We start from the raw sequence: 11,385 nt of genomic DNA, 5'->3' as shown, positions 1-11,385 counted from the left end.
AGGGACTCGCGGGTTTCTGCCTGATCATCGAGGCGGATCATGGCAAACTGTCATGGTCTCCTTTTGGCGCAAAGCAGACATCTCAACGCTACACCGGCGGATCCAGCAGCACCCATAGACGGGCGATCCGGCCGTCGACAATTTCGGCGACATCGACGCCGGTAACCACGACCGGGCCGTTCTTCGGCCCGGCATGCCATGCCAGATGCGCGAGGCCGTGATGGCCGTTGGCCTGTCCGACCGGCATGAAGGCGAAGTCGGGGCCGAACTGTTCGAGCAGTTTGTCGACGGTCTTCGAGATGTTGTCCCGTCCCTGCACGATATCGGTCGGCTCGAGCAGCACCGGTTCGGCCGTGTAGATCTCCGCGATCACCTTGTCGCGTTTCGCCGCGTCGCGTTCGCCGAAGACGCGCTCGATATTGGTGCGCAGGAGATGGTCGTAGTCGGGTTTATGAGATGACATGACGTGGTCCTTTGCGGTGTCCGGTGTCGCAAGATATGCGAACCAGGATACGAAGGGATGCCCGGCCGATCTGCAGGAAGATATCGGCCGGGTAATCTACTGGATCAGCCCGCGATGGCGGCCTGGAGATTTCCCAATACGCCAAGCTGGGCCATCAGGATGGTCGCTGCCGTGTAGCAGTGGAACGATTTCACCTTGCCGTTTTCGAGGTGGAAGACGTCGCAGCACGGCGTTTGCATTTCCTTGCCGGTGGCCGGGATAGTGCCGGCCGTGAGCGCCAGCGGTCCTTTATGCGTGCCGTTGAGCGACAGTTCGACGACCACGACATCTCCGGCGACATAGATGAGGTCGAGCGCACGATGCATATCGGGGAAGGCCTTGGCATAGATGTCGACGACGTTGCCGATATCGGCGCCGTAATATTTCTGGCCGGCGGAAACATCCCAGAAATAGCCGTCCGGCGTGAACAGTTCGGCGAAGCCCTTGGAGTCCTGCAGTTCGGCGACGGCGTACAGATTGCGGATGATGCGTTCATTCTCGGTCATGGTCGGTTGCTTTCACTTGATCGTGGATATGCGTGAGGAGAGGGTGGTCGGCGCCGGCGGGCTCAGATCTGTGCCTGTCCCCCATCGACGAAGAGTTCGGTGCCGTTGACGAAGCTGGAGTCTTCAGAGGCCAAGAAGACAGCCGCCTTGGCGGTCTCTTCGGGCTCGCCGACGCGGCCCATCGGAACGAGCGACGCCATATAGTCGAGCAGTCCCTGCTGCTGGGCGGCATCGGGACCGGCCAGCTCGACCAGACCCGGCGTGCGGATGGGACCGGGGCTGAGCGTGTTGATGCGGATGCGGCGATCCTTGAGGTCGAGGATCCAGTTGCGCGCGAAGGAGCGTACCGCGGCCTTGGAGGCGGCATAGACGCTGAAGGCGGGGGTGCCCTTGATGCCGGCGGTGGAGCCGGTGAGGATCACCGAGGCGCCGTCCTGCAGCAGCGGCAGCGCCTTCTGCACGGTGAACAGCACGCCCTTCACGTTGCGGTCGAACGTATCCGCATATTGCTGCTCGGTGATCTGGCCGAGCGGCAGCATCGATCCGCCGCCCGCATTGACGAACAGCACGTCTATCCGGCCGGCTTCGGCCTTTACCTTCTGGTAGAGCTGGTCGAGATCGCCGAGCTTGGCGGCGTCGGCCTGGACACCGGTGGCGGCGCGGCCGATCTTGGCCACCGCGGCGTCGAGTTCGGGCTTGCGGCGGCCGGTGATGAAGACCTGTGCGCCCTCGGCGGCAAAGCGTTTGGCGGTGGCGAGGCCGATGCCGCTGGTGCCGCCGGTGACGACTGCGATCTTTCCGATGAGCTTCTGGGACATGGTGGTCACTCCTGCTTCGTTGACGAACAGAAGATGGCGCCGGCTGGAGTATTCCGATATAGCAACGATTGAAAGTTATCGTTGCAGGATTGTCGATGTCCAAGCTCCCCGATTTCGAAGGCCTGGCGCTACTGGCCAAGGTGGCAGAGGAGCGCTCCTTCGCCGGCGCCGCCCGCTCGTTGAACCTCTCGGTGGCGACGGTGTCGCGGGCCATCACCCGGCTGGAAGACCGTCTCGGCGCGCAGGTGTTCAACCGCACCTCGCGCAAGGTGGCGCTGACCGATTTCGGCCATCGGCTGGCCGAGCGTGCCGCGCGCGTGTTGCAGGAAGCCGAGGCGGCGGAGAACGCCGCGCGCGAACTGTCGAGCCAGCCGCGCGGCACGATCAATCTGGCGGTGCCGATGTCGTTCGGCCTGCGCGAGATCGCGCCGATCGTGCCGGCTTTCCTGCGCCAGTATCCGGAGATTTCGCTCAACCTGCATCTGAGCGACGCCACCGTCGACCTGATCGGCGACGGTTTCGACGCGGCGATCCGGATCGCGGCGCTGCCGGACTCATCCCTGATCGCACGCCGCCTGCGCGCCATGAGCCGCTTCGTCGTGGCATCGCCGGCCTATATCGTGCGCTATGGACGGCCGCAGTCGCCGTCGGAGCTCAATGCCCATCACTGCCTCGGCTATGCCTATCGCGCGCGGACCAACAGCTGGCACTTCACGCACAAGGACGGCGAGCAAGTCTCGGTGACGCCGACCGGCCCGTTCTCGGTGACCAATATCGACGCTGTGTTGCCGACATTGCTGGACGGGATCGGGATCGCCGAACTCCCGTCCTTCGTCGCCGATCCCTATGTCGCCGACGGACGTCTCGAAATCCTGCTGCCGGACTGGCAACTGCCAGGCGGTGGGTTGTACTTCATCACGCCTTCATCGCGGGTACGGCCGGCGCGGATCGACGCACTAAGCGAATTCTTGGCTTCGCATCTGGGACGCTAGTAACCGACCGGTAATGGCGCAAAGCGGACAATGACCAATTGGCTTCATGGAAAATGAGCCGCTATCAATAAACAGCTTGGAAGAAATCGGGAACAAGTGGAAATCTGTCATGTTTTTATGAGAACCATGACGGGGCCGCGCTAAATGTTACAGAAAACGAGGATGGAGCCGGAAACAGATCAGTTCTTCGGCGATCAAGAAAGGCAGCCGCTCCCCCTTGACGCCGCGGCCCGGATGAATTCCCGAGTTGTGCTCGCCCTTATCGTTTTTGCCTTTGGAGTGTGGACTGCGTGGGCTTTGCTGCCGTCATTGATATGGGCAACAATTATCGCTGTTGCACTATGGCCTCTATACCTCAAGTTCGCGGGCTGGTTTTCTTCGGACAAGTCAAGCATCGCAGCGTTTTTCTTCACTGCACTCGTTGCATTGGCGCTCTTCACCCCGATTTCGCTTGCGATTTACCAGATAGCTCAACAGAGTGACCTTTTCGTCAGTTGGCTGAAACAAGCACGGGAGAGCGGTGTTCAGGTTCCTGAATGGATTGCGCGTTTACCCGTCGCCGCAGAAAGCCTGCAGACTTGGTGGCGCACCAATTTGTCGGATCCAAAGGCCGCAGCCGCGTGGCTTCAGACCGTCAACGCGGACAACGCATCGGATCTACTCAAGACTTTCGGGGCGCAACTACTTCACCGCTTCTCACTCATGCTTTTTTCGCTTCTTGCTTTGTTTTTTCTGCTTCGTAACGGAAGAGCCGTTGGAAGGCGCTTCCTGGAAACCTGCGATCGCCTTCTCGGCGATGCGGGAGAAGGGCTTGTTGGAAAAATGGTCGAAGCAACTCGCGGCACCGTCAACGGAACAGTTTTTGTCGCCGTTGGCGAGGGCTTCTTATCGGAGCTGGGTTTGTCGCCGCTGGCGTGCCCAACCCCCTGATGTTCACTGTACTGACGACAGCATTCGCGCTGTTGCCGTTCGGGGCCTGGCTGGCGTTCACCGCCGCAGCAATAGTTCTGGTCACTGGCGGCGGGAGCGGTGTCGCGGCCGTGGCGGTGTTTCTGTGGGGCGCTACGGTGATGCTTGCCGGCGATCATTTCGTGTGGCCTACGTTAGTCGGCGGTTCAGCGCGTCTGCCATTTCTTTTAGCATTTGTCGGAATCTTTGGAGGAATAGCCGCGTTTGGGTTGTTCGGGCTATTCCTCGGACCGGTCATTATGGCGGCCGCTCTAACCGTTTGGCGCGAATGGATCTACGGGTCTAAGACGCCCGAGCTCTGAACCTCCTCGTACAAGGGATTACAAGTTTCGCGTCGGATCGACATGGATGCTGCAGCTCCAGACGAATTAAGCTGCAATGGACCCGGCGGCGGTCATGAGAAGGCGTTCGAACTCATCTGCGGGGCATGGTTTGCCAAAGAAGTAACCTTGCCCTTCGCGACAACCCATTGCTAAGAGGAGATCGGCGGTCGCCGCATCCTCGATCCCTTCAGCAATCACTGAGAGATCGAGCCCTTCCGCGAGGCTGATAACCGATCTAACAATCGTGCGATCGCTCTCACATGAAAGAGCGTCCTTCACGAACGATCGATCAATTTTCAGTCCGTGGAGAGGGAAGGATTTCAAATAGCTGAGGCTGCCAAACCCGGTCCCAAAGTCGTCAAAGACAAGTCGCACACCGCTTCGCTTTAATCTCTCAATCGCTTTTTTGGCCTGGACTTCGTCGTCAAGGAGAATGTCTTCTGTAACCTCAAACTCGATAAGGTCTGGACGTATGGGAGCGGCGTGCAGTAGCGCCTCGACCTGCACGCTAAGCGAACCATCTGAAAATTGGCAGGGTGACAGGTTGATGCCCATGCGTATCTCATGGCCCGCTGCCGCCCAACGACTTGCTTGTCGCCATGCAGTCTCCACAACCCAGCGCGACATTCCGACCGAAACCGCCGTCGCGTTTGCAATTGGAATGAAATCAATCGGAGGCACAAGTCCTCGCACGGGATGGCGCCACCTAATCAACGCTTCAGCGCCGATTATTCGTTTGCTGTCCAGGCAAACTTGCGGCTGATAGAAGAGCTCAAACTCATCGTTTTGCAGAGCTCGAACCAGATCTGCCTCGGTAGCGAGACGCTTTTCGACAAGAGCGCGGTCTCGCGCTTCATAGAAATTCGCCGCCCCGTCAGCTTTGTCCTTATCCAAGGCGATATAGGCATTAGCGAAGGCGACCTCGGTCGATGCTCCATGTTCAGGCAGGTCTGCTGCGCCGATACGAACGTGGGCTTGGTGCAATCTTCCGCCAACCTGCAATGGCGTGTTGAAGAGGGCCATTACCCTTGCCGCAACATTTGGTGCAGCCTCTGAACTGCAATCGCTCGCCAGCAACGCGAACATTTCATCGCCGATGCGACCTAAAAAGTATCGATCCTCATGAAATTGATGACGAAGTGAGCTGCCGACTGCTTTGATCAACTCGCCGCTGAATGAAGGTCCGAAAATTACACTAGTGTCGGATACTCTGTTCACCCGCACGACGAAAAGGCAAAGTTGACGTTTCTTTGCCAGCAGTTCTGTAACGCGTCGTTCAATTTGATGCCGATTGGGCAGGCCGGTAAAGGAGTCGAAGTCTGCCAAGTATTTGATTTTCTCGGCTTCTCTCTTCCGGATCGAAACGTCTCTGAGGCTGACACCATAGCTCAGGCCGTCAGTATCCTCCCATGACGAAAAGCAAGCCTCAGCATCGAATTTCTGTCCATCCTTTCGGACGCCGTGGAACTCGACGAGGCGTCGGTTGTTGCCGCCAACGAGGTCGGCAGTGACGTGCGAGATCGCGTTCGAGTCTCCTGATTCCGACATCAATTCACTGAATGAACGTCCGATCATCTCGACCGACAGATAGCCAAAAATTGACTCGGCCGCGGGATTCCAGATTGTGATGCGCAAATTCGCGTCCATGCAGATGAGCGCGTCGCCCATCGACATCGCAATTCGACGGAATCTTCGCTCCGCCACACGCGTCATCAATCCCCGGACGTCGATTTCCTGAAGGGCGATCGCAAGTAAGTAGGCGGCGAAGGTAATCTGCAGCAATGATGTATCTGCGATCACTGGGATGTAGTTTTGGATGCAAAGCGCGATAACTTCGACGGCGACGGAAACAAAAGCAATGAGTATAAGCCGCCTCATCGCAGACGTTCGAGGCCAAACATACATCATCGCAATGATCGATAGGATCACGCCCGCCAGGCTGACCACCCAAGATGTCGCTGACAATGCGCGGTTTTGAGTGATCGATTCAGCGGCGAGAATTTGCAGCAATGGGCCTGGCAGAACGGACGCGTTGGGTACGCTGAAGCGATCTCCAAGTTCTATGGCTGTTCCACCGATCAGGACCTTCTTTCCTCGAAGGCTCAAGCGTGACACTGAGTTCTCATCGAGTACATCTGAATAGGAAAACATCGGTATTTCACGGAAACGGATACCGTGGTCGATGTAGAAGGCTGGCTTTGAGATTGTACCGCTTCCGGACATAGCCGTTGCGATGGAGGGGATCAGGTTGGTTCCAATTCGATCGGAGTAATCGTATTTCCGCGCGCGGCCGTCTTTTCCGACTTTGACGCTTGCCGAAGCGATCCATGCATCAGCCGCGAGAAGAGGAATTGGCAGGTTGTCGTGGACAGAGGGCGAACTACTCCTTTTCGATTGTTGAAACGCTGGAAGGACAACTGAACTGCTCGACTGTTTAATCGCTTGAGCCAAGTCGTCATCAGCGGTTGGCGTTGACGGCGAGCTGAAATCAACGTCGAAGACGATATCGCTGACACCAATCGCGTCGAGCTTTCTGATGAGATCGGCGTGGATGGATCGAGACCAGGGCCAGGCCCCCATTGCCTCGATTGAGTGTGGGTCGATAGCTATCAAAGCGATATTGCCCGTCGGCGCGCGGGAGGTCATGGAGAAGCGCCAATCGGCCGCAAAATTAAACAGCGATGCGGCGATTCCAGTCGCTGCCGCTAGGGCTACGACAAGCGTCGCTAAAAGGTGAGCGCGATATGGCTTCATGATTGTAAGCCGCTCTAAGCGTTATTTCCTTCCGTTCCCATTTCCATTGCCGTTTCCATTATTGCCATTGCCATTGCCATTGCCATTGCCATTGCCGTTGCCGTTGCCGTTGCCGTTGCCGTTGCCGTTATTCCCGTTCCCATTGTTGCCGTTCGCACGGCCGTAACCGTTACCGTTGTTACCTGCTCCCGAATTCCCATTCCCCGAGGCTGTGTCGCCTGATCTTCCGTAACCGTTACCGGTTGCGCCGGACTTTCCATTGTTTGTAATTGAGTTGGGGTTGGCGGAAGCGCTTGGCGTGAAGGTGGGCGTGACAATTGGGCTGGCTGCGGCACCGGCTACGTTGCTCGGTATTGAGGCGGGTGTGTCCGAAGTCGATCCGTTCGATCCTGCCGAGGATGGATTTGTGTTTGGCCCAGAGGTCCAATAACTCGCTCGCCTTGGCTCTCCACGACCGGGCTGCCCATCTGATGCGCCCCGAGCGAGGCCGTTTGTCACCCGGTTGATGTTGAGACGTACATCGCCAATCGGTGCGGCGATTTGTATCGGGCTGGTCTTGCTGTGAGATCCAGGTCCTCGATTCCCGATTACGCCTTCCGACTGTCGACCTGTGGGAGCCGCGGAGGAGGAAGAAGTGCCGATGGCTGCGAGCGTTCGGACTTGGACACCGGTAGCTGCCGAGCGGGGGCGGGTAGACCTGACCGCGGCACTGGCAGCCGGTCAAATGTTGGCGTTCTGGGCGTTCCTTGTTGGATGGGACTGTGGATGCCAGGGCCGGACAGCGAGAGCCCTACGCTTCCGGCCGAGCGAGATAGGACGGTCTGGCCGGGCATCACTTGAGCGATCTGGCCGGATTTGAAGTCAGCGACTTCGACCTGGCCACGAACAACGTTTACGTCGGTCCCTCGGGCCGAAACGCTGACCCGAAACTGCGTTCCTTTGACCACAGCAGCTAGATAGGGTGTTTCCACCTCGAAATGCTTCACGTTCTTTTTCTCGACATCCAACAGGATAGAGCCGGCCTTCTGAATTATGGTCGTCGACAGGCCGTCAGACGTAGCCACCGGAAGCTTCACTTCAGAGTTTGGGGCTATCAAAATCGTTTCATCTCCGCGTTTGAGCAAAACGCGGCCGTTTTGACCGGTACGAATGGTGTCGCCCGCTCGGATTTCTTGGCTTGTGAGCGATACCGGCTGGGCTTGGGAGCTGACCGTCCAAACCTGCCCCGACGACTTGGCGATGTGCCAGCCGCGTTCGTCCGCTGCGTAGGCGGGCGTTAAGATGAAGGCGAGCGCTAAGACAGCTACGACTAAATGTCTGATATCCGACACAAAAATGCTCCAGAACCGGGAACCGCCACGCTATCTGGAAACATTCAAAAATAAATTTACGTGCAAGGACACCTACAACTCGCGCGTTAACGTCTCGTTGACCATACCAACCTACCCACTTGATGAGCGGCCAATTCCGTAGTCGCGCGTCAAGAACTGGACTCCATGGCACCGTTCTGCTTTGCCGCTTATCGCCCGATCCAATCAGCACTCGCCGTAAGTCTCGTCGCCATAACGCTCATCGGCGGAATGGACGCAGCGCTCGCTCAAGCGGCCAGTCCTGGCTTCGATCCACTTCAGCCGGAGAAACGCTTTGAAGCTATGAAGCAAGGAGCAGAGCGAGCCGGCGAGGAAACTTCTCTTCCCGCAGTCTCGGCCCGCATCGGCGCCGTCGGAGGAGGCAGAAGCTTCAAGGTGCGCGGCATATCGCTCGTCGGAAACAAAGCGATATCGACAGCAGCCATCGAGCCTCTGTATCGCAAGTTTGTTGGCGACAGGATCACCGAAGGCGAGCTCAGTGAGCTTGTTGAAAAGATCAGCGAACTTTACCGCGCTAATGGCTATCACCTGTCCAGGGCGATTGTGCCGGCCCAAGACGTCGCGAGCGGCGTCCTTGTTATCAAAATCGTTGAGGGAAGTATCACGGAACTTGTTATCGACGGCGAACCTCAAGGGCGGTTCGGCGTAAGAGCTCTGTTGTCACCTATCTTGGCAGAGACGCCATCGCGACAGCAAACGCTGGAACGCCAGCTTCTACTTCTTAATTCTCTTCCTGGAATCCGGGTCTCGGATACGTCGTTAACGGAGATAGGCAATACGACGGGAGCTTTTCGTTTATCTGTGTTCGTCAAGTCATGGCAAACGTACGCATCGCTTGGCATCGACAATCTGGGGTCAAGCTCCGTAGGGCCATGGCAGTCTTACGCAACGGGCGCATTCAATTCGTATATCGTTGCAGGTGACGCGCTAACGATCAACGGTTCGACAATAGCGAACGACCCAAGCCAACTTGGGTTCGGCCGTATTGGATATGAAGCGCCGGTCGGCGTGAATGGTGTGCGACTGGGCGGATCGGCTTTCTATAGCGAAGTTCGGCCAGGGGACTGGCGTCGAGATTACGGCAACCTCACAAGAACGCAGTCCGCCGAACTGCACGCGAGCGCCGTTCCGATCCAGACCCAACGCCAGACCTTAACTGTCACAGTAGGATCACAGTTCACGGAGGTTTCCGAGGGCGATGCATTCGGGCCGCTGTATAGGGATCATCTGCGGACGCTGTATCTTACCGGAGACTACCGACTAAAGGATGAGTACGGCGGCGCGAACTACCTGACCCTGATGCTGCGTAAAGGACTTGACGTTTTTGGTGCGTCGAAAGCTGGCGATGAAATGTTGTCACGATATGGTGGCTCCGCACAAGCTGCGACGCTCAATCTTCAATACGCGCGGTACCAGTCTCTCGCCAATGACTGGTCTGTGAAGATCGCTGGCGCTGGTCAGTTTGCATCGACACAACTCCTTACCTCGCAACAGTTCTATTTGGGGGGCAGCTCTTTTGGCCGAGGCTACGGAAATGCCGAGATTAGTGGCGACAATGCCATGGCGGGATCTTTCGAATTGCGTTTCGATGGAACACTGAACGTCGGACCTCTGCGTGGATATCAGATCTACGGTTTTGCTGAGACCGGTGTCGTTTGGAACGTGGGATACCAGTATACAGATGGCCTATCCCTAGCGTCGGCTGGCGGCGGCATTCGGCTTTTTCTCGCGGAAAACCTACAGGCCGATTTCGGTGTCGGTGTCCCTCTCAGCTATCGCCCATTTGACAACGTCAACCGCAATCCACGATTTCTATTTTCTGTTTCGAATGCTTTCCGCATGTAGCAGGCGCTTAGCACCATAGAGTTGCGGGTTTCGACGCCTCATTCGACCGCGATGTCCGCTCAAGGCGCTAAATCATCATTCAAGCGCAGGCTCTAACGGGGTTGGCAGGCGCATCAAACTTGCGAGAGCTCGCCCTCTTTAACCAGTCGATGGTAAGCTTTGGGCGTCGCGTCTTTCTGGATCTTAGCGATGACCGGTCGTGCCTCAGAACAATGTGGGCTGGAAGTTAAAGTCGATCCTGTCCGTTATTGAACATGATCGCGGATCGTGGCGCCAACGATCGAAGCGCCCCTGCGATCGACAATGATGGTTCGCCCGGCGGAGGTGCTGGACTGTCGGAGCCGGGAGACCTCGAACCATACCCGTCGGTGCCAGCGGCCATCAACGGCGTCGGCCGCTGCCTTAAAGCATGCAAGATCAAAAGACTCGTTGATTGTCTTGTCCATTTTCGTCTTGCGTCCGGTCATACGCCCGCGGGAAACGGAAGGCTGATTGCCAAAATGAACAATGCGATAATCCCATGCGCCAGTTCACCATTCGACGGTTCATTCAAATCTTGTCGCGGTATCAATGGAATTCTAAACAAGGTGGGCTCGAGACCCACGTTGTTTGGTGCCCGCGGCAATTTCGCTGAGAAGCGCGAAAGTGAAAATCGCTTCGGCAATATCTGCGAACCAGGAGGCAGCGGAATAGCCGCCGTTAGCAGTGGGCTAACTCGTCACCAACACGTGCGTCGAGCAATCATTAGCGATAGTGGCCTCGATGATGTCCACGACCGCGATACCATCCGTAGTGATGACCGCGACCGCCTCGACGCAGGTGACCATGACCATGCCCGTGGCCGCCTTTCACGAGGACAGTGTCAACCTGTTGCAATTGGCTAATCGGCGCGGGCGTCATTGAGAATGCTGGGCTACAGAATAGTGTGAAGACGAAGGTTATTGCGGCGAGGGCAGTCTTGATCATATTCGTCTCCAATCTCGGGGTTCGAATTTCGATAGCGCATATACACATGCCGGTTCGCCTGGTTGAACCCGCGTGCTGAACGAAGTGCATTTGAAACTATGAGTCGCTGGGGCCATTTATTGGCCCCGGCGACTAGCTCGTATTAATCCCAGTGGCGGTGACGCCGCTCCTTGATGATCACGGTACGATCCCGATTGCGCCAGCCGCGATGCCAACCGCGATCATGCCCGGCGAAATACTCCGCGCGTGAACCGCGAAATCCATGGTCGTGATGGCGAACGTAGCCCCGGTCGTCGCCTACGCGTATGCGTACATCCTGTGCGCTGGCGGTGAGGGGACC

Annotated in this window: 8 protein-coding genes and 1 pseudogene; 4 read left to right on the top strand and 5 right to left on the bottom strand. The window is 57.4% G+C overall.

Annotation, left to right across the window (positions count from 1 at the left end; translation table 11 throughout):
- Positions 1-88 precede the first annotated feature (88 nt).
- The 3 genes from RPMA_RS26950 to RPMA_RS26940 all read right to left on the bottom strand — a co-directional run bounded on the left by RPMA_RS26950 (position 89) and on the right by RPMA_RS26940 (position 1,826).
- Positions 89-463, bottom strand: coding sequence for a nuclear transport factor 2 family protein (locus RPMA_RS26950; protein ID WP_211910756.1), 375 nt, complete (start codon positions 461-463; stop codon positions 89-91).
- A 104-nt stretch (positions 464-567) separates the two neighbouring features.
- Entirely contained in the window at positions 568-1,008 is a 441-nt protein-coding gene (locus RPMA_RS26945; RefSeq protein ID WP_211910755.1) for a nuclear transport factor 2 family protein, read from the bottom strand.
- 62 nt (positions 1,009-1,070) lie between these two features.
- Entirely contained in the window at positions 1,071-1,826 is a 756-nt protein-coding gene (locus RPMA_RS26940) for an SDR family NAD(P)-dependent oxidoreductase (RefSeq protein ID WP_211910754.1), read from the bottom strand.
- Positions 1,827-1,921: 95 nt separating this feature from the next.
- On the opposite strand from RPMA_RS26940, the gene RPMA_RS26935 reads away from it, so the two are divergent.
- A complete protein-coding gene (locus RPMA_RS26935; RefSeq protein WP_211910753.1) occupies positions 1,922-2,818 on the top strand; it encodes a LysR family transcriptional regulator in 897 nt (298 codons plus the stop codon).
- A gap of 144 nt (positions 2,819-2,962) precedes the next feature.
- Positions 2,963-4,089 (top strand): annotated as a pseudogene (locus RPMA_RS26930) (AI-2E family transporter).
- A 66-nt stretch (positions 4,090-4,155) separates the two neighbouring features.
- On the opposite strand, the gene RPMA_RS26925 reads toward RPMA_RS26930, so the two are convergent.
- Complete coding sequence (locus RPMA_RS26925; protein WP_211910752.1) at positions 4,156-6,864, bottom strand: EAL domain-containing protein; 2,709 nt, start codon at positions 6,862-6,864, stop codon at positions 4,156-4,158.
- A gap of 587 nt (positions 6,865-7,451) precedes the next feature.
- Positions 7,452-8,195 carry a FecR family protein gene (locus RPMA_RS28475; RefSeq protein ID WP_328516543.1) on the bottom strand — a complete coding sequence of 248 codons (744 nt, stop codon included), beginning with the start codon at positions 8,193-8,195 and terminating at the stop codon, positions 7,452-7,454.
- Positions 8,196-8,360: 165 nt separating this feature from the next.
- Between RPMA_RS28475 and RPMA_RS26915 the strand changes: the two genes are divergently transcribed.
- A complete protein-coding gene (locus tag RPMA_RS26915) occupies positions 8,361-10,079 on the top strand; it encodes a ShlB/FhaC/HecB family hemolysin secretion/activation protein (protein ID WP_211910751.1) in 1,719 nt (572 codons plus the stop codon).
- A 254-nt stretch (positions 10,080-10,333) separates the two neighbouring features.
- Positions 10,334-10,963: a hypothetical protein gene (locus RPMA_RS26910; RefSeq protein ID WP_211910750.1), complete on the top strand. Its 630-nt coding sequence runs from the start codon at positions 10,334-10,336 to the stop codon at positions 10,961-10,963.
- Positions 10,964-11,385 lie beyond the last annotated feature (422 nt).

Source organism: Tardiphaga alba, from assembly GCF_018279705.1.
GTDB lineage: Bacteria > Pseudomonadota > Alphaproteobacteria > Rhizobiales > Xanthobacteraceae > Tardiphaga > Tardiphaga alba.
The sequence above is the reverse complement of the archived record's forward strand: the minus strand, read 5'-3'. Positions and strand labels throughout refer to the sequence as shown.

What these genes read in the sequence shown, in the direction of transcription:
- RPMA_RS26950 (WP_211910756.1), bottom strand. Translation starts at nt 463, where the DNA reads ATGTCATCTCATAAACCCGACTACGACCATCTCCTGCGCACCAATATC.
- RPMA_RS26945 (WP_211910755.1), bottom strand. Translation starts at nt 1,008, where the DNA reads ATGACCGAGAATGAACGCATCATCCGCAATCTGTACGCCGTCGCCGAA.
- RPMA_RS26940 (WP_211910754.1), bottom strand. Translation starts at nt 1,826, where the DNA reads ATGTCCCAGAAGCTCATCGGAAAGATCGCAGTCGTCACCGGCGGCACC.
- RPMA_RS26935 (WP_211910753.1), top strand. Translation starts at nt 1,922, where the DNA reads ATGTCCAAGCTCCCCGATTTCGAAGGCCTGGCGCTACTGGCCAAGGTG.
- RPMA_RS26925 (WP_211910752.1), bottom strand. Translation starts at nt 6,864, where the DNA reads ATGAAGCCATATCGCGCTCACCTTTTAGCGACGCTTGTCGTAGCCCTA.
- RPMA_RS26915 (WP_211910751.1), top strand. Translation starts at nt 8,361, where the DNA reads ATGGCACCGTTCTGCTTTGCCGCTTATCGCCCGATCCAATCAGCACTC.
- RPMA_RS26910 (WP_211910750.1), top strand. Translation starts at nt 10,334, where the DNA reads ATGATCGCGGATCGTGGCGCCAACGATCGAAGCGCCCCTGCGATCGAC.